The following is a 16,393-nucleotide window of genomic DNA, read 5'->3' on the forward strand; positions in this document are numbered from 1 at the left end:
CGGTGCGGCCCAGGCGACGCCACGCTGGTCACATCTCTCGACCGCCTCACCACTCCCGGTCGGTGCGCGGATCCGCCCCGTCGGCGCGCGGCGGGCGCAGCCGGGCCACCGGCGCGGACCAGCGTCGACGCAGCGCGATCAGGCGCAGCCCGAAGACCAGGACGGCGGCGGCGGTGAGCGGTGCGGGTCCGGTCTGCCCGGTGGCGTACAGCAGCACCACCAGGATCGCGCCGGCCAGCGCGGCCAGCGCGTAGATCTCGCGGCGCAGCACGACCGGGATCTCGGCGGTGAGCAGGTCCCGGCCGAGCCCGCCGCCGATAGCGGCGAGCATGCCGATCAGGCAGGCTCCGACCGCCGGCACCCGGGCGTCGAGCGCCTTGAGCGTGCCGGTGACGGTGAACAGCGCCAGACCGGCCGCGTCCAGCACCAGCACTGTCGTCCGCAGTCGGGTCAGCTGGGGGTGCAGCCAGAAGACGGCGAGCGCGGTGATCGCGGCGGTGGCCGCGTACCGCCAGTCGGCGAAGGCCAGCGGTGGCACCTCGTCGATGACCAGGTCCCGCAGGATTCCACCGCCGAGGGCGGCCACGAAGCCGACGAACGCGATGCCGAACAGGTCCAGTCGCTTGGCCACCGCCGCCGAGGCCCCGGAGGCGGCGAACACCGCCACCCCGGTCAGGTCGGCGACGAGCAGGGCGGTGGAGGTGGTCACCGCCGCAGGCTACGTCGCCGGCCGGAGCGCCGGCCGAGGTTCACTCGCGGTACGAGTCGTAGATCTCCTTGCACTTCGGGCAGACCGGGGAACCGGGCTTGGCCGCCTTGGTGACCGGGAAGGTCTCGCCGCACAGAGCGACGACGAAAGTGCCCATGACGGCGCTCTCGGCGATCTTCTCCTTGCGGACGTAGTGGAACATCTCGGGACCGGTGTCGGCGTCCTTCAGCTCTGGACGCTCGAGAACCTCTGTGCTCACGTCTGCACCTCCGACCGTCAAGTTTGGCAGGTCATCACGGCCGGGTCCACTTGAGGCCGGCCGAGGCACCACCCCGTACGGTGCCCGTGTGACTGACTTTCGCATCAGCTACGGCACCCCCGTCGCCGAAGCCCTGCGCGACGGCCGGCCCGTCGTCGCCCTGGAGAGCACCATCGTCTCGCACGGCCTGCCCCGGCCGGAGAATCTGCGGGTGGCCCGGGAGATCGAGCAGACCGTTCGGGACGCCGGGGCCGTTCCGGCCACGATCGGGATGATCGCCGGCGAGCTGGTGGTCGGCCTGGACGACGCGCAGCTGACCCGGCTGGCCACTGTCGACGGCGTGACCAAGCTCTCCGTCCGCGACCTCGCGGTGGCCGCCGCGACCGGTGCTGACGGCGCGACAACGGTGGCCGCGACCAGCGCGGTGGCCGCCGCCGCCGGCATCGGCGTGTTCGCCACCGGCGGGCTGGGTGGGGTGCACCGGGAGGCCGCGCACACCTTCGACGAGTCGGCGGACCTGGTCACCCTGGCGCAGACCCCGATCGCCGTGGTCTGCGCCGGGGTCAAGTCGATCCTCGACGTGGGCGCGACGCTGGAGCGCCTGGAGACCCTCGGGGTAGCGGTGGTCGGTTACCGCACCCGCCGGTTCCCCGGCTTCTACCTCACCGACGCCGGCTTCGACCTGGACTGGTCGGTGGACTCGCCGGAGCAGGTCGCCGCCGTGCTCGCCGCCCGCGACGGGCACGCCGTGCACACCGGCGGGCTGCTCATCGCCAACCCGCTGCCGGTCGATGAGCAACTCGACCCGGAGCTGCACGACCGGACGCTCACCGAGGGTCTGGCCCTGCTGGGGCGCGACGGGATCACCGGCAAGGCCGTCACGCCGTACCTGCTCGCGCACTTCCACTCGTCGACCGAGGGCGCGAGCCTGGCGGTGAACGTGCGGATCATCCTGCGCAACGCCGACCTGGCCGCGCGGATCGCGGTCGCCTCGGCGGCCCGCAGCACCGCCGTCCCGGCATGACCCGACCGGCCCGGGTGCTCGTCGTCGGGGACGTGATCACCGATGTGGTCGCCGTGCTGTCCGGGCCGCTCGCGGCCGGTTCGGACACCGGGGCCGAGATCAGTCTCGGCGGTGGCGGGCAGGCGGCCAACACCGCCGCCTGGGTCGCCGCGCAGCGGGTGGACGTCACGCTCGTCGGCGCTGTCGGCGACGACGACGCCGGGCGGGACCGGGTGGCCGAGCTCGACCGGGCGGGCGTCGACTGCGCGATCGAGCGGGTCGAAGGGGTTCCGACCGGCACGGTCATCGTGTTGGCCGCCGACGACGAGCGCACCATGGTCAGCCAGCGGGGCGCGAACCTGCGGTTGAGCGCCGCGCACGTCGAGCGGGCCCTCGCGGCGGCGCCCGACGCGGGGCATCTGCACCTGTCCGCGTACACCCTGCTGGACGCCGAGTCGCGCGGTGCCGGACTGCGGGCGTTGGCCGCCGCCCGCGAGCGCGGGCTCACCATCAGCGTCGACGCGGCCTCCGCGGCGCCGTTACGGCGGGTCGGTGCGGCGGCGTTCCTGAGTTGGGTACGCGACATCGACCTGCTCCTGGTCAACGCGGACGAGGCCACCGTGCTGGCCGGCGGGCTGGAACCGGCGGCGCAGGGGCGGGTGCTGTCGGCGACGGCTCGGCGGGTGGTGGTGAAGGGCGGCGCGGCCGGCGCGGTCTGGGTCGACCGCACCACGCCGGTCTGTGTGGCGCCGGCCCGTCGGGTGGCGGTGGTGGACGTCACGGGCGCGGGCGACGCCTTCGCGGCCGGTCTGCTCACCGCGTGGCTCGCGGGCGCCACCCCGGCGGCGGCGTTGAGCCGTGCCACCGATCTGGGCGCGCTGGCCGTCTCCACAGCCGGCGCCCGGCCACAGGCCTAACGGCCGGCGCGCGGCCACCGGCGTGGTACGGCCCGGACCGGGCGAACCCTGGCCCGCTCGCGGGTCAGGGTTCGACGTCGATGACCTTGTGCGGGCGCTCCTCGGCGGTGAGGCTCATCGGCGGGGTGTCGTCCTGCTGGCGGGGGTGGAACCGGTTGGCCAACCGGTGCTCTTCCTTCGGCGGCCGGTCGTTGGCCAGCAGCACGGCCAGCCAGGGGATGAGCACCATGCCGAGGCCGCACAGCGGCAGCCAGAGCCAGAGCAGTGGGGCGTTCGCACCGACCAGGATCGCGCCGACGATGATGCACAGCACCCGGATGCCCATCATGAGGACATAGCGGCGCTGGCGACTGTTGAGCTGATCGTCCTGGCTGCGCGAGGCGTCGGTGATCAGAATCGGCTGGTACGCCTGACGCTTCACCATGGACCTCCTCGAGGGGGTTACGCCTCATCCTGTCACCGCAGGCCCGTGATCAGCGAACTTCGAGTCATCCCGTCGCGTGTTACGTGCGTGGTACGCTCCCGGCGTGGGCAGCAGGTTCAGCTTCACCGACGAGGCGTTGGCCAACCTGAGGGTCTACGACGTCACACCCGGGGAAGTCTGGGAGGCGCTGCACAGCGCCCGACGGGTCATCCGCCATCTGGGTGACGACGTGATGGTGGTCTACGCCGCCGCCCGCCGGGGCCGCCGACTGGCCGTGCTGCTCGCCGAAGCCGATGGCACCGACAACGACTGGGACATCCTCTCCGCCCGCGAGCTGAGCGACGTCGAGTCCAAGCGCTACGACGAGGCCGTACGGAGAGACCGCCGATGAGGGGGGCCGTGACGATGCACCGTAACGACGCGACCAAGCAGTTCCACGGCGGCGACGACCGGATCGCCGACCTGATCGACGAGAGCCCGGCGGTGGACCTGCCCACCCCCGACACCGACGTGCCGATGGTGAGCCGCTCGGTGCGGCTGCCGCTGGACACCTACGAGCGGGTCCGCGCCGCCGCCGACGCCCGGGGCATCGGGGTCACCACGCTGATGCGCCAGTGGATCGAGGCCGGCCTGGCCGACCTGGACGACTCGGCGACCGTCTCGCTGGCCGACGTCCGGCGCGCGCTGGCCTCGCTGGCGCACCCCACCGCAGCCTGAGGGTCATCCCCCCGCAGCCTTGGCCGCCGCCTTCATCTGCTGCTTGAACTCCCGCACCCGGCGCAGCGAGTCGGCGTCGGTGACGTCGGCCACCGACCGGTACGCGCCCGGGTCGCCGTAGTCCCCGGCCGCCTTCCGCCAGTCCTGCGGGGTCACCCCGAACCGCTTGCCGAGCAGGGCCACGAAGATCTGCGCCTTCTGCTTGCCGAAGCCGGGCAGCGCGGCGACCCGGCGCAGCAGCTCCGGCCCGTCCGTGACCTCCGCCCAGAGCAGCGCCGCGTCACCGTCGTAGCGCTCCACCAGCACCTGGCAGACCTCCTGCACCCGAGCCGCCATGGCCTTCGGGAACCGGTGCAGCGCGGGCGGCTGGGCGAAGAGCGCGACCAGCGCCTCCGGGTCGTACCCGGCCAGCTCCGCCGCGTCCAGGTCGTGACCGAGCCGCTGCGCCAGCACGTACGGCGAGGAGAACGCCTTCTCCATCGAGACTTGTTGATCAAGGACCATGCCGACCAGCAGGGCCAGCGGGCTGCGCTCCAGCAGCCGGTTGGCCTCCGGGTCGATGGGCAGTACGAGCGTCATGCGGTCCATCCTGCCCGGCGCACCGATCCGGGTGGACACCGACGCTCCGACAGCTACCGGCGGGTGACGCTGACCCGGGACGCAACGGGAGGCAGGATGTCGGGGTGGACGAACACGACATGCTGCTCTCCCCCGCCGGCGTCGACGCGCTGCGGACCGCGCTGACCCGGACCGGTTTCACCAGCCACGGCATCGCCGAGCGGCTCGGCGCGCAGGCGACCGCCGCGGTCTCCCGCAACGACTACCGGGCCGCGCTGCGCGCCACCGAGGACGGCGACCCGCTGGACACCCTGATCCGGGTGTTCATCTGCGACCAGACCGAGCCGGAGGCGGCGGTGGCCACCGCGCTCGCACCGCTGAGCGTGGCCGAGGCCCTCGCCGGCGGGCTGGTCGAGCGGTACGGCGCCGGCCTGCGCGCCGGCGTCGACCTGGAGCCGTACGGGGAGGACTGGTGGGTGCTCGCCGACGTCCCGGCCAGCGCCCGCCCGGGTCGCCCGCTGCACGCCGAGCACGTCCTCGGCATCGGCGGGGCCACCCACACCCTGATCGGCGCGACCGTGCGCCGGCCGGTCGACACCGCACTGGACCTGGGCACCGGCTCCGGCGTCCAGGCCCTGCACCTGGCCACCCACGCCAGGTCGGTGACCGCCACCGACCTCTCGGAGCGGGCGCTGCGCTTCGCCGCGACCACCGCCGCCCTCAACGGTCAGGACTGGGAGCTGCTCCGCGGCGACCTGGTCGCCCCGGTGGCCGGCCGACGGTTCGACCTGGTGGTGAGCAACCCACCGTTCGTGGTCGGCCCGGGCACCACCACGCACGTCTACCGCGACTCCGGGCGGGTCGGTGACGCGATCGGCGCCGAACTGGCCGCCGCCGCCCCGGGCCTGCTCACCGAGGGCGGCACCATGCAGTACCTGGCGAACTGGGTGCACGTCGCCGGCGAGGCGTGGGACGAGCGGGTGGCCGGCTGGTTCGCCGGGACCGGCCTGGACGCCTGGGTGATCCAGCGCGAAGTGGCCGACCCGATGGCGTACGTCGACCTGTGGCTCACCGACGTCGGCGAGACCGCCGACCCGCAGCGGATGGCCGCCTGGCTGGACTGGTTCGACGCGCACAAGGTGGAGGGAATCGGCTTCGGCATCGTGTCAGTGCGCCGGGGCGGACACGCCGACCCGGTGGTCCGGGTGGAGGACCTGCGCCAGCGGGTGCAGCCACCGCTGGGCGACCAGGTCGCCGCCTGGTTCGACCGCCAGGACTTTCTCCGGGTACGCGACACCGAGGCGTTGCTCGCCGAGCGCTACCGGGCCGCCGAGGGCCTCCAGCTGCGACAGGAGGCCACCATGGGCGACGAGGGTTGGGGGGTGGACCGGCAGGTCCTGGCGATGCCGCACGGCCTGCGCTGGACCGAGGAGATCGACCCGCTGGTGCTGGCGCTGGTGGGTGGCGCGGACGGCCGACTGCCGCTGCGTGACCAGCTCGCCCTGCTCGCCGCCGCACACGACGTGGAGCCCGACGAGATGGCCGAGGCCGCCGGCCCGATCGTGGCGCACCTGGTGGAGCGGGGCTTCATTGAGCCGGTGAGCGCCTGATGCGCGCGGTGGTGCAGACCGTCGGGCAGGCCAGCGTGACGGTGGACGGCGAGGTGGTCGGCGCGATCGAGAACGGTCTGCTGGTGCTGCTCGGGGTGACCCACACCGACACCGAGCAGACCGCCCAGACGATGGCCCGCAAGGTGCACGAGGTGCGCATCCTGGACGGTGAACGGTCCGCCGCCGACACCGGCGCGCCGATCCTGGTGGTCAGCCAGTTCACCCTCTACGGCGACGTCCGCAAGGGCCGCCGCCCGAGCTGGACCGCCGCCGCCCCCGCTGAGGTGGCCGAACCGCTGGTCACGGCGGTCGTGGAGGCGTTACGGCAACGCGGCGCCAAGGTGGAGACCGGCCGCTTCCGCACCCACATGCTGGTCGAGAGCACCAACATAGGCCCCCAAACCCTCCTCCTGGACCTCTGACCCGCACCCCACCCTCAGCCCGCCGAGCCCGGTGATCAAGAGGTTTGCGTCAAACCACGGGCAAAATCTGACGCAAACCTCTTGATCACCGCGGAGAAGCGGCCGGGAGGGGGTGGGTTGGGGTTAGGAGAAGAGGCCTCGGCGGGTCAGGGACTGGCGGAGCCAGTTGTCGAGCTCGGCGGTCCAGTCGGTGCGGTCGGCGGTGTCGTGGTCGACAGTGAACCGGCCGAACGCGTCCCGGCCCTCGGTGAAGACACCGCCGCGCTTGTCGACCTCCAGCACCACCTGCATCTGCTGCGCGTCGGCGATGAAGGTGACCTCCAACTGGTTGATCGAGCGGGCGTACTGCGGCGCCGGATTGAACTCGATCTCCTGGTAGAACGGCAACGTCTGGCGTACGCCGTAGATGTGACCACGCTCCACATCGGCGCGGGCGAACCGGAAGCCCAGTCGCAGCAGCGCGTCCAGCAGTCGCTCCTGTGCCGGCAGCGGGTGCACCACCACGGCGTCCAGGTCACCCTTGTCGACCGCGCGGGCGACCTCCAGCTCCGTCCGCAGGCCCATCGTCATCCCGTGCAGGTGCTGTCCGTACAGCTCGGTGACCGGTGTCTCCCACGGCACGTCGAACCGGAACGGGATGTCGTAGCGCTGCCCCGGCTCCAGCCGGAACGCGCCGGTGACCTGCTGGCGGTGGAACTCCTGACTGGTGTCGTAGTCGTTGTCGCCGCTCTCGACCTCGACCCGGGTGACCAGGCCGAGGGTGACGTGGTCGATGTCGACCTGATGGTCACCGCCGAGCACCTGGATGCGGCCCTCCAGCTGGCCGCCGGGGCGGCAGTTCGGGTTGGCCAGCACCGTCTCCACCGACGGACCGCCGACGCCCATCGCCTTCATGAGCCGCTTGAAGACCACACCGTCCTCCTCTGTCGTTCCCGGCCGACCTAAGGTGGCCGGCCGTCCGCAACGTAGCCGGGCCGGGCAACCACACAGCGGGACGACACACCGCACCAGCGATCCGACCCAATTCCTGTCGGGTGCCCGATCGCCTCACTCCCGTTTTACGCCCCGCCCGCCAAGCTGTTGTCACACCGGCACCACTGGGCCGGGCACACGGCACAGATGTGGAAACGGGGAGACAGAGATGGTCCTGCAGATGACGGAACACCGGACGCGCCCGACCACCACGATCGACACTGACGGGGCCCCCGAGACCCTTGCCGACCTGGACGCCACCGACGAGCGCGGCATCTCCACCGACCTGGTCCGGGCCTACCTCAACGGGATCGGCCGGACCAAGCTGCTGACCGCCGCGCAGGAGGTCGACCTGGCCCGGCGCATCGAGGCCGGCCTGTTCGCCGACGAGAAGCTCGCCACCTGCATCCCCGTCTCCGCGGAGCTGCGAGCCGACCTGGAGCTGATCGTCGCGGAGGGTCGGGCGGCCAAGGACCACCTGTTGGAGGCGAACCTGCGGCTGGTGGTCAGCATCGCCAAGCGCTACACCGGCCGGGGCATGGCGTTTCTCGACCTGATCCAGGAGGGCAACCTCGGCCTGATCCGGGCGGTCGAGAAGTTCGACTACGCCAAGGGCTACAAGTTCTCCACGTACGCCACCTGGTGGATCCGACAGGCCATCACCCGAGCAATGGCCGACCAGGCCCGCACCATCCGCATCCCGGTGCACATGGTCGAGCAGGTCAACCGGATGGTCCGGGCCCGCCGCGAACTGGCGGTGACGCTGGGCCGCGAACCAACGGTCGCCGAGGTCGCCCGGGCGCTGGAGATCCCCGAGATCCAGGTCATCGAGCTGATCTCCTACGACCGGGAGCCGGTCAGCCTGGACCAGGCCGTCGGCGACGACGGTGAGAGCGCCCTCGGCGACTTCGTGGCCTCGGTGGACCCGCGCACCGAGCCGGGCGACGCCGCCGCCCAGGGTGAGCTGCGCAACGAGGTCAGCATCGTGCTCTCCACCCTGTCCCAGCGGGAGCAGGCGGTCATCCGCCTCCGGTTCGGCCTGGACGACGGCCGGCAGCGCACCCTGGACGAGGTGGGCCGCGAGTTCGGCCTGTCCCGGGAGCGGATCCGCCAGATCGAGAAGGTCACGCTGCTGAAGCTGCGCGCCCCGGAGCGGGCTCAGCGCCTGGAGGCGTACGCCTGCTGACGCACCCGGTTCCCACGAAAGGCCCCGGCGGTTCGCCGGGGCCTTTCGTGCTGTCGGGGTGTTTGACTGGGCCACCGATCCGCGACCGACGAGGCGAGGAGAGCAACGATGAACTGGACGCTTGAAGTGGTGATCGTGCCGGTCTCCGATGTGGACCGGGCGAAGAAGTTCTACGCCGACCAGCTCGGCTTCACGGTGGACCACGACACGGTGATCAGCGACGAGGCACGCATCGTCCAGCTGACCCCGCCCGGCTCCGGCTGCTCGATTGTGATCGGTAAGGGTGTCGTCCCGGAGATGCCGCCCGGCTCACTCAAGGGCCTGCAACTGGTGGTGCCCGACCTGCGGCGGGCCCACGAGGAACTGCTCGGGCGAGGTGTGGAGGTCAGCGACATCCAGGTGGTCGGTCAGAACCCCCGGCCGGTCCCGGACCCACTGGACAATGTCGGCTTCGTCTTCTTCGCCGACCCGGACGGCAACACCTGGGGCGTCCAGCAGATCTCCAGCCGCGCCTGACCGGGCACGCTCACAGGCGGCGGGGGCCGGTGTCCGGGCGGGCGACCACGCCGCCCACCCCCAGCTGGGCGTGCAGGACCGAGAGGCCGTCCGGGCGGGCGAGCACCGGGTTGAGGGTCAGCGACCGCACCCGGGGCTGCTCGTCGGCGAGCTGACCCACCCGGAGCAGCAGGTCGACCAGGGCGGCCCGGTCGACCGGCGCGGCCCCCCGGTGCCCGCGCAGCAGCGGCGCGGCCCGGGGTTCGTCGACCAGCTCGGCCGCGTCCCGGTCGGTCAGCGGCACCGCCCGCCAGGCCCGATCGCCGAGCAGTTCGGTGGCGACCCCACCGAGGCCGAACCCGACCACCGGCCCGAACGCCGGATCTTCCACCACCTCCACCACGCAGGCCACCCCGGGCGCGACCATCGGCTGGACCAGCGCGTCCGCGCCGAAGGTCGCCGCCAGGTCGGCGTACGCGCGACGGAGGGTCGGCTCGTCGGGCAGGTCGAGCCGGACCGCGCCGAGGTCCAGCCGGTGCCGCAGCCCGGGGGCGGCCGCCTTGAGCGCCACCGGGAAGCCCAGCCGCGCCGCCGCGTCGACCGCCGCGTCGACCGAGTCGACGGACACCGAGGCCACCACGTCGATGCCGTACGCGGCCAGCAGCGCACCCGCGTCGGCGGCGTCGGCCCGCAGAGCGGCCTGCGCGGCGGCGCGGTCGAGGTCGGGCAGCTCCGGCGTCACCCCGGGCGGGCGACGAAGCCACTCGGCGTACCGGTGCGCGCGGGCGAGCGCGCGGACCGCCTCCTCCACGCCGCCGTACGCCGGCACCCCCGGCGGCAGCCGCCCGACCAGGAACGTCGCCACTGTCGGCTTGCCCAGCGCGAGGGCGTCCGGCAGTGCGGCTGTCACGTCGGCGTCCACAGCGGTGAGCTGGCCGGGAAGCGGCGGGGCGAAGACCACCACCAGGGCGTCCACCCGGTCGTCGGCGGCCGTCTCGGCGAGCGCGGCGGCGAACTCGGCGGCACCCGCGCTCGGCCCCACGTCGCGGGGGTAGCCGTCGGCGACGGTGAGGCCCTGCCCGACACAGGCGGTCGCGGCCAGCCCGGTGAGGGCGGAGGAGTTGCCGACCACACCGACCCGGCCGCCGGCCGGCAACGGCTGGTTGGCGAGCAGCACACCCACGTCGAGCAGCTCCGGCACGGTGTCCACCCGGATCACCCCGGACTGGGCGAAGAGCGCTGCCACCGCCACCTCGTCCGGCCCGGCGGCGTCGCCGACCCCGGGCGGGCGGGCCGGCGAGGCGAGCGCGACGACCGGTTTGGCGCGGCCGATCCGTCGGGCCAGCCGGGCGAACTTGCGGGGGTTTCCGAAGGTCTCCAGGTAGAGCATGATCACGTCGGTGCCGGTGTCGTCCTGCCAGTACTGCAGGAGGTCGTTGCCGGAGACGTCGGCCCGGTTGCCGGCCGAGACGAAGCTGGACAGCCCGAGGCCGCGCCGGTCCGCCTCGGCGAGCAACGCCACCCCGAACGCACCGGACTGACTGAAGATGCCGACCCGACCGGCCGGCGGCAACGCCGGGGCGAGAGTGGCGTTGAGGCGTACCGTCGGGTCGGTGTTGGCCACGCCGAGACAGTTCGGGCCGACGACCCGCATGCCGGCGGCGTGCGCCGCGCGGACCAGCGCGCGCTGCGTGGCCGCGCCCTCCGGGCCGGCCTCGGCGAAGCCGGCCGAGATGACCACCAGGCCGTGCACCCCTGCGGCGGCGGCGTCGGCGACCACCGCTGTCGCCGCCTCCGGCGGGACCGCCACCACCGCCAGGTCCACCGGGACGCCCGCGTCCACCGCTGAGGGGTACGCGGGAAGGCCCGCCACTGTCGACGCGCTCGGATGCACCGGCACCACCGCACCGGTGAACCCGCCGTCGCGCAGGTGCCCGAGCACCGCCGCGCCGACGCCCTGACCGGTGGCGCTGGCCCCGTAGACGACGATGCCGCGCGGGGCGAGCAGTCGGGCGATCGAGCGGGCCTCGGTGCGGTGTTCCCGGCCGCGCTGCACCTCCAGGCTGGCCTCGGTGGGCGCGATGGGGAAGCTCAGGTGGACCACGCCGTCGGCGTACTCGCGCTGGACCTGGTAGCCGAAGTCGGCGAAGACCCGCAGCATCGTCCCGTTGGCCGGCAGCACCTCCGCGACGAAGCTCATGATGCCGTTGCGGCGGGCCGCGTCAGCCAGGTGCTCCATCAGCACCGAGCCGATGCCGCGACCCTGGTAGGCGTCCTCCACCACGAAGGCCACCTCCGCCTCGGGAGCCTGCGGGCCGAGGCGCTCGTACCGGCCCACAGCGACGATCTGGTCGGCGGCCAGCACCACGAACGCCTCCCGGTCGTGGTGGTCGACGGTGACGAAACGGATCAGATCCCGCTCCGGGATGCGCGGGTACGGCGAAAAGTACCGCAGGTAGCGGGTGCGCTCGGAGAACCGGCTGTGCATCGCCACGATGCCGGGCGCGTCAGCTGGCTCGATCGGTCGCAACTGGACGGTGCTGCCGTCGCTGAGCAGCACGTCGACCGGATGGCCCACGGTCGTCACCGGAACAGCCCTCCCCCGGCCCGGCTCAGTCCCGCGGATCGTGCGGGTCGAGCCCGAGCAACGGGAAGACCGTCTTGCGGGTGGCCGCGATCGCCCGGTCCACCGCGTTCGGCTCGCCGGTCGGCTGCCACGGCTCGTACGACGGGTCGGCGTCGTCGGTCATCCGCAGCGGCACCTCCCGACCCAGCTGCCGGGAGGCGACCAGGTCCCGCCACGCGGGTGGGGTGAGGGTGGCCGGGTCGATCGGATCACCGGTGGCCACCGCCAACAGGTGGGTCCAGGCCCGGGGCACCACCTCGACGAGGGCGTACCCGCCGCCGCCGGTGGCCACCCACCGGCCGTCACACAACTCGTCGGCCAGCGCCCGCATCGCCAGGTAGGTGGCCCGCTGCCCGTCGACAGTCAGGTTCAGGTCGGCGAGCGGATCCAGTCGGTGCCCGTCGGCGCCGCACTGACTGACCAGCACCTGCGGGCGGAACGCGCGCAGCACCGACGGCACGATCGCGTGGAACGCGCGCTGCCAGCCGCTGTCGTCGACACCCGGCGGCAACGGCATGTTGACAGCGGTGCCCTGCGCGCCCGGCCCACCCGTCTCGTCCGGGAAACCCGTGCCCGGGAAAAGGGCCAACGGGGTCTCGTGCACGCTGACCGTGAGCACCCGCGGGTCGTTCCAGAAGATCTGCTGCACGCCGTCGCCGTGGTGCACGTCGACGTCCACGTACGCGACCCGCTCGGCGCCCAGGTCGAGCAGCCGGGCGATGGCCACCGCCGGGTCGTTGTAGACGCAGAAGCCGGCGGCGCGGGCGCGCATCGCGTGGTGCAGCCCGCCGGCCACGTTCACCGCCCGGCGGGCGTCGCCGCGCCAGACCGCCTCGGCGGCGGCCACCGTCGCGCCGGCGATGAGCGCGCTGGACTCGTGCATCCCCTCGAAGACCGGGTTGTCGGAGGTGCCCAGCCCGTAACCGGCGAAGAGCGGGTCACGCGGCGCGTTGCGTACCGCGGCGAGGTAGGCCGGCTCGTGCACCCGGGTGAGCAGTGCGTCGTCGGCGGGCTCCGGCTTGACCACCCGCACCCCTGGCCGATTCAGGATGCCCAGCTCGCGGGCGAGCGCGAAGGTCAGTTCCACCCGGACCGGGTCGAGCGGATGGTCACCCATGTCGTAGGCGAGCAGCGACTCGTCCCACACCACCACCGTGTCGTCGGACATGAGCCCATCGTCGCACGAGGACGGGCGCCGGCCCACCGCACGCGCTGGTCAGTGGCCTGGTGTCGACCCGGAGGCGACCGGCCGGGCCGGGTCGGCCACCCAGTTGCTCCACGATCCAACGTAGAGCGCGGCGTCCGTGCGACCGGCCAGGTGCAACGCGAGCACCGCCTGCGCGGCGGTCACCCCCGAGCCGCAGTACGCCCCGACGGCCCGCCCCTCGGTCACCCCGGCTTCGGCGAACCGCTCGCTCAACACCTCGGCGGCCGGGAAGCGGCCGTCCGGCCCGACGTACACCCCGGCGGGCAGGTTCGCCGCCCCCGGCACGTGCCCGGCCACCGGGTCGATCGGTTCGACCTCGCCCCGGTAACGCGGCGCCGCCCGTACGTCGAGCAGCACGGCGTCGTCAGCGGCGGCCAGCGCGGCGGCCTGCCCGGCGTCCAGCACCGGGAGCTCACCGGGGCGCACCACGACGTCACCGGGGCGTGCGGCGGGCGCGTCGGTGGAGACGGGCCGGCCGGCGACGACCCAGGCCGGGTAGCCGCCGTGCAGCAGGCGCACCGAACGGTGCCCCGCCCAGCGCAGCGTCCACCAGGCCCGCGCGGCCGCCAGGCCGTCGCCGCCGTCGTACACCACCACGGGGTGACCGGCGCGGACGCCGGCGGCCCGCAGCGCCGCCTGCAACGCGGCCGGGTCGGGCAGCGGGTGCCGACCGCCGGCGCCGGGGGGCCCGCAGAGCGCGGTGTCCAGGTCGACGAAGACCGCCCCGGGCAGGTGACCGGCGAGGTAGTCGTCGCGGCCGGGCGGGCCGACGAGCCGCCAGCGCACGTCGAGCAGGGTGGGCGGATCGGCCTGGTCGAGCTCGGCGACGAGGGTGTCGACCTCGACCAACGGCTGCTGGGTACCGGACATGGCGACCATCCAACACCATTCGCGGAGACGGCACGCGGTTCGGCGGCGGTCGCCGGCCCGCCACCGAGGTAGCATCGTGCACCGGAGGGCCGCTGACCTTATGAAGTCTCACGACCTGGTCGACACGACCGAAATGTACCTGCGCACCATCCTTGAACTGGAAGAGGAGGGGGTGCCACCGCTGCGTGCCAGGATCGCCGAAAGGCTGCAGCAGAGTGGCCCCACCGTGAGCCAGACCGTCGCCCGGATGGAGCGTGACGGCCTGCTCACCGTCGAGGGAGATCGGCACCTGACGCTCACCCCCCAGGGGCGCGGCAGCGCGGTGTCGGTGATGCGCAAGCACCGCCTCGCCGAGCTGCTGCTGGTCAACGTCATCGGGATGCCCTACGAGGAGGCCCACGAGGAGGCCTGCCGCTGGGAGCACGTGATGAGCGACGCGGTGGAGAAGCGGGTGTACGACCTGCTCAACCGGCCGACCCGTTCCCCGTACGGCAACCCGATCCCGGGGCTTCAGGAGCTGGGTTCGCCGGCGGCGGAGACCACCGAGGCCGCCGAGGGCGAGCGCAACCTGGCCTTCCCGGGCCTCTCCGGTCCGGTCGTGGTGCGCCGGATCTGCGAGAGCGTGCAGAAGGACGCCGACGTGCTGCGCCAACTGCACGCCGCCGGTGTCGACCCGGGCGCCACGGTCACGGTGGCCCAGGAGCGTGACGGGGTGTCGATCGACCGCTCCGGTGACCGGGTGCGGCTGCCCCGCGAGGTCGCCTCCCGGGTCTTCGTCGCCGCCAGCTGATCGGGCGTGGGCCCGGGCGTCACAGCGCCCGGGTGTCCACCTTCTTGGCCAGTGCGACAAGGTCGCCGGTGAGCTTCTCCACCGCCGAGCGCTCACTGCCACGGGCCGCGGTCCAGCTCACCGTGGCGAGCCGTCCGTCGCCGGCCAGCCAGCCCACCTCGGCGACGGGTCCCCGCCCGCTGGCCGCGGCGGTGGTCCGCTTGTACGCCTGCTGACCCAGCCCGGTGATCTTCGCCGCCTTGTCCGGCACCACGTCCGCGCCGAAGCTGGTCTTGTCGATCGTGGTCTCGGTCACGCTGAGGGTCAGCTCCGGCAGGGTCGCACCGGCGGCCCGGACCACACAGGTGTGGGTGTCGCCCTGTTCGCTGGACGCCGCCACGTCGAAGCGCGTCTTCACCACCTGCTCGATCACCGTGAAGTCGAGCAGTCGGCAGGCGCCGCCCGAGGAGGCCGCCGCCACGTCCACAGCGGTCGGCACCGGCGGCGGTGCCGTCACCGGTTGCGCCTCGTCGGCGCAGCCACTCACCAGCAGCCCGGCCAACCCGGCGACCACGATCCGCCCGCGCACATCCCACCCTCTCGCCGACCGACGGCGGAAGGCGCCCGCCGGTTGTCCGTCGGACACCGTACGGGGTGTCGGTGTCGCGCGGAAGCCCCCGCGGACGACTACCCGGACGGCGTGTCGTCCACGTACGGGCAGTGCCGGCAGCCGCGCCCGCAGCACGTGCCACGGCGGGCCAGGAAGTCGGCGCTCAGCACGAACAACCCGCTCGCCGGGTCGAGGTAACCGGCCTCCCCGGCGGCCAGCGCGGCGGCGTGCGCGGCGAGGACCCGGGCCCGGTCGGGGTGCTCCGGCGGCAGCCGGGACGGGTGCGGCTCGGTGAGCGGCCGGTCGGCCAGTGGTCGTCGCTCTCCGGTCACCGCAGCAGTCTAGGGACGGCTACCGCCCGGCCTCCGAGCTGGATGCGCGACATGCCCGGTGTCGTCGCGGTGCGCTGTGGTTTCGTCGTACGGTCCGGGGACGATCGGTTCGACGCCCGTCGACGCATACGGAGGGGACGCGATGCGGAAGATCGTTGTGCAGATGAGCCTGTCGTTGGACGGGTTCTTCGAGGGCCCGGGGGGTGACATCGGCTGGCACCAGGTCGATGAGGAGCTGCACCAGCACTTCAACGATGTGATCGCCCCGATGGGCGGGTTCCTCAGTGGCCGGGTCAGCCACGAGTTGATGGCCGCCTACTGGCCGACCGCCGATCAGGACGCGAGCGCCAGCGGCCCGGAACGCGAGTTCGCCCGGATCTGGCGGGACATGCCGAAGATCGTCTACTCGCGCACGCTCGACCACGCCGACTGGAACGCGACGGTGGTGCGCGAGGTCGACGTCGAGCAGGTCCGCAAGCTCAAGGCCGAGCCGGGCGGCGACCTGGCCCTCGGCGGGGCCGACCTGGCCGCGACGTTCGCCCGGCACGACCTGATCGACGAGTACCGGATCTACGTCAACCCGGTGCTGGTGGGTCGGGGCCGCCGGCTCTTCCCCGACGCCGAGACTCCGGCCGCGCTGCGACTGGTGGAGAGCCGGGTCTTCGGCAACGGCGTGGTCCTCCTCCGTCACGAGCGGGCCCGCTGAC

19 protein-coding genes and 1 pseudogene are annotated in these 16,393 nt (G+C 73.2%); 10 read left to right on the forward strand and 10 right to left on the reverse strand.

Features of this window, described 5'->3' with window-relative positions; all coding sequences use genetic code 11:
• Window positions 1-46: 46 nt before the first annotated feature.
• A complete protein-coding gene (locus AB0C03_RS02750; RefSeq protein ID WP_030337428.1) occupies window positions 47-709 on the reverse strand; it encodes a trimeric intracellular cation channel family protein in 663 nt (220 codons plus the stop codon).
• Between the two features lie 40 nt (window positions 710-749).
• On the reverse strand, window positions 750-968 hold the full coding sequence (locus AB0C03_RS02755; protein WP_007456912.1) for a DUF3039 domain-containing protein: 219 nt from the start codon (window positions 966-968) through the stop codon (window positions 750-752).
• A gap of 88 nt (window positions 969-1,056) precedes the next feature.
• Here AB0C03_RS02755 and AB0C03_RS02760 point away from each other — a divergent pair, with 88 nt between their 5' ends.
• Window positions 1,057-1,992, forward strand: coding sequence for a pseudouridine-5'-phosphate glycosidase (locus AB0C03_RS02760; protein WP_357633779.1), 936 nt, complete (start codon window positions 1,057-1,059; stop codon window positions 1,990-1,992).
• Window positions 1,989-2,888 (forward strand): carbohydrate kinase family protein, encoded by a 900-nt coding sequence (locus AB0C03_RS02765; protein WP_030337425.1) that lies wholly within the window; start codon window positions 1,989-1,991, stop codon window positions 2,886-2,888. Before AB0C03_RS02760 ends, AB0C03_RS02765 begins: the two co-directional genes overlap by 4 nt.
• A gap of 64 nt (window positions 2,889-2,952) precedes the next feature.
• On the opposite strand, the gene AB0C03_RS02770 is transcribed toward AB0C03_RS02765, so the two are convergent.
• Window positions 2,953-3,312, reverse strand: a complete 360-nt coding sequence (locus AB0C03_RS02770) for a DUF3099 domain-containing protein (protein WP_030337423.1) — start codon at window positions 3,310-3,312, stop codon at window positions 2,953-2,955.
• A 103-nt stretch (window positions 3,313-3,415) separates the two neighbouring features.
• Here AB0C03_RS02770 and AB0C03_RS02775 point away from each other — a divergent pair, with 103 nt between their 5' ends.
• Window positions 3,416-3,703, forward strand: a complete 288-nt coding sequence (locus AB0C03_RS02775; RefSeq protein WP_124771959.1) for a hypothetical protein — start codon at window positions 3,416-3,418, stop codon at window positions 3,701-3,703.
• 14 nt (window positions 3,704-3,717) lie between these two features.
• A complete protein-coding gene (locus AB0C03_RS02780; protein ID WP_030337420.1) occupies window positions 3,718-4,029 on the forward strand; it encodes a hypothetical protein in 312 nt (103 codons plus the stop codon).
• Window positions 4,030-4,032: 3 nt separating this feature from the next.
• Here the strand turns inward: AB0C03_RS02780 and AB0C03_RS02785 are convergent, their stop codons facing one another.
• On the reverse strand, window positions 4,033-4,617 hold the full coding sequence (locus AB0C03_RS02785; protein ID WP_357634477.1) for an HhH-GPD-type base excision DNA repair protein: 585 nt from the start codon (window positions 4,615-4,617) through the stop codon (window positions 4,033-4,035).
• 95 nt (window positions 4,618-4,712) lie between these two features.
• Here AB0C03_RS02785 and AB0C03_RS02790 point away from each other — a divergent pair, with 95 nt between their 5' ends.
• Complete coding sequence (locus AB0C03_RS02790) at window positions 4,713-6,197, forward strand: DUF7782 domain-containing protein (protein ID WP_030337418.1); 1,485 nt, start codon at window positions 4,713-4,715, stop codon at window positions 6,195-6,197.
• A complete protein-coding gene (gene dtd / locus AB0C03_RS02795; protein ID WP_030337416.1) occupies window positions 6,197-6,619 on the forward strand; it encodes a D-aminoacyl-tRNA deacylase in 423 nt (140 codons plus the stop codon). Before AB0C03_RS02790 ends, dtd begins: the two co-directional genes overlap by 1 nt.
• 123 nt (window positions 6,620-6,742) lie before the next feature.
• Here dtd and AB0C03_RS02800 read toward each other — a convergent pair whose 3' ends face one another.
• Window positions 6,743-7,531, reverse strand: a complete 789-nt coding sequence (locus tag AB0C03_RS02800; protein WP_357633785.1) for a sporulation protein — start codon at window positions 7,529-7,531, stop codon at window positions 6,743-6,745.
• Between the two features lie 229 nt (window positions 7,532-7,760).
• Between AB0C03_RS02800 and sigB the strand changes: the two genes are divergently transcribed.
• Window positions 7,761-8,777 carry an RNA polymerase sigma factor SigB gene (gene sigB, locus AB0C03_RS02805; RefSeq protein WP_030337412.1) on the forward strand — a complete coding sequence of 339 codons (1,017 nt, stop codon included), beginning with the start codon at window positions 7,761-7,763 and terminating at the stop codon, window positions 8,775-8,777.
• A gap of 108 nt (window positions 8,778-8,885) precedes the next feature.
• A complete protein-coding gene (locus AB0C03_RS02810) occupies window positions 8,886-9,293 on the forward strand; it encodes a VOC family protein (RefSeq protein WP_210860333.1) in 408 nt (135 codons plus the stop codon).
• Window positions 9,294-9,303: 10 nt separating this feature from the next.
• Here the strand turns inward: AB0C03_RS02810 and AB0C03_RS02815 are convergent.
• The 3 genes and pseudogenes from AB0C03_RS02815 to AB0C03_RS02825 form a co-directional block, all read right to left on the reverse strand.
• A pseudogene (locus tag AB0C03_RS02815) lies at window positions 9,304-11,888 on the reverse strand (bifunctional acetate--CoA ligase family protein/GNAT family N-acetyltransferase).
• On the reverse strand, window positions 11,885-13,066 hold the full coding sequence (locus tag AB0C03_RS02820; protein ID WP_030337408.1) for an acetoin utilization protein AcuC: 1,182 nt from the start codon (window positions 13,064-13,066) through the stop codon (window positions 11,885-11,887). Before AB0C03_RS02820 ends, AB0C03_RS02815 begins: the two are co-directional and overlap by 4 nt.
• A 48-nt stretch (window positions 13,067-13,114) precedes the next feature.
• Window positions 13,115-13,975, reverse strand: a complete 861-nt coding sequence (locus tag AB0C03_RS02825; protein ID WP_030337406.1) for a sulfurtransferase — start codon at window positions 13,973-13,975, stop codon at window positions 13,115-13,117.
• Window positions 13,976-14,075: 100 nt separating this feature from the next.
• Here AB0C03_RS02825 and AB0C03_RS02830 point away from each other — a divergent pair, with 100 nt between their 5' ends.
• Window positions 14,076-14,765 (forward strand): iron-dependent transcriptional repressor DtxR, encoded by a 690-nt coding sequence (locus AB0C03_RS02830; protein ID WP_030337404.1) that lies wholly within the window; start codon window positions 14,076-14,078, stop codon window positions 14,763-14,765.
• A gap of 19 nt (window positions 14,766-14,784) precedes the next feature.
• On the opposite strand, the gene AB0C03_RS02835 is transcribed toward AB0C03_RS02830, so the two are convergent.
• Window positions 14,785-15,333, reverse strand: coding sequence for a hypothetical protein (locus AB0C03_RS02835; RefSeq protein WP_030337402.1), 549 nt, complete (start codon window positions 15,331-15,333; stop codon window positions 14,785-14,787).
• A gap of 98 nt (window positions 15,334-15,431) precedes the next feature.
• Window positions 15,432-15,686, reverse strand: coding sequence for a DUF5522 domain-containing protein (locus tag AB0C03_RS02840; protein ID WP_030337400.1), 255 nt, complete (start codon window positions 15,684-15,686; stop codon window positions 15,432-15,434).
• A gap of 142 nt (window positions 15,687-15,828) precedes the next feature.
• Here AB0C03_RS02840 and AB0C03_RS02845 point away from each other — a divergent pair, with 142 nt between their 5' ends.
• The gene (locus tag AB0C03_RS02845) at window positions 15,829-16,392 is read left to right on the forward strand and encodes a dihydrofolate reductase family protein (protein ID WP_357633795.1); all 564 of its coding nucleotides are present in this window, start codon (window positions 15,829-15,831) and stop codon (window positions 16,390-16,392) included.
• The last annotated feature ends 1 nt before the right edge of the window (window position 16,393 follow it).

The sequence above is a fragment of the Micromonospora parva genome (assembly GCF_040649675.1).
Lineage (GTDB): Bacteria > Actinomycetota > Actinomycetes > Mycobacteriales > Micromonosporaceae > Micromonospora > Micromonospora parva.

Bases quoted from the DNA above. Each gene is read 5' to 3' on its own strand.
- AB0C03_RS02820 (WP_030337408.1), bottom strand. From the start codon at position 13,066: ATGTCCGACGACACGGTGGTGGTGTGGGACGAGTCGCTGCTCGCCTAC.
- AB0C03_RS02780 (WP_030337420.1), top strand. From the start codon at position 3,718: ATGCACCGTAACGACGCGACCAAGCAGTTCCACGGCGGCGACGACCGG.
- sigB (WP_030337412.1), top strand. From the start codon at position 7,761: ATGGTCCTGCAGATGACGGAACACCGGACGCGCCCGACCACCACGATC.
- AB0C03_RS02785 (WP_357634477.1), bottom strand. From the start codon at position 4,617: ATGGACCGCATGACGCTCGTACTGCCCATCGACCCGGAGGCCAACCGG.
- AB0C03_RS02770 (WP_030337423.1), bottom strand. From the start codon at position 3,312: ATGGTGAAGCGTCAGGCGTACCAGCCGATTCTGATCACCGACGCCTCG.
- AB0C03_RS02830 (WP_030337404.1), top strand. From the start codon at position 14,076: ATGAAGTCTCACGACCTGGTCGACACGACCGAAATGTACCTGCGCACC.
- AB0C03_RS02845 (WP_357633795.1), top strand. From the start codon at position 15,829: ATGCGGAAGATCGTTGTGCAGATGAGCCTGTCGTTGGACGGGTTCTTC.
- AB0C03_RS02765 (WP_030337425.1), top strand. From the start codon at position 1,989: ATGACCCGACCGGCCCGGGTGCTCGTCGTCGGGGACGTGATCACCGAT.
- AB0C03_RS02810 (WP_210860333.1), top strand. From the start codon at position 8,886: ATGAACTGGACGCTTGAAGTGGTGATCGTGCCGGTCTCCGATGTGGAC.
- dtd (WP_030337416.1), top strand. From the start codon at position 6,197: ATGCGCGCGGTGGTGCAGACCGTCGGGCAGGCCAGCGTGACGGTGGAC.
- AB0C03_RS02825 (WP_030337406.1), bottom strand. From the start codon at position 13,975: ATGTCCGGTACCCAGCAGCCGTTGGTCGAGGTCGACACCCTCGTCGCC.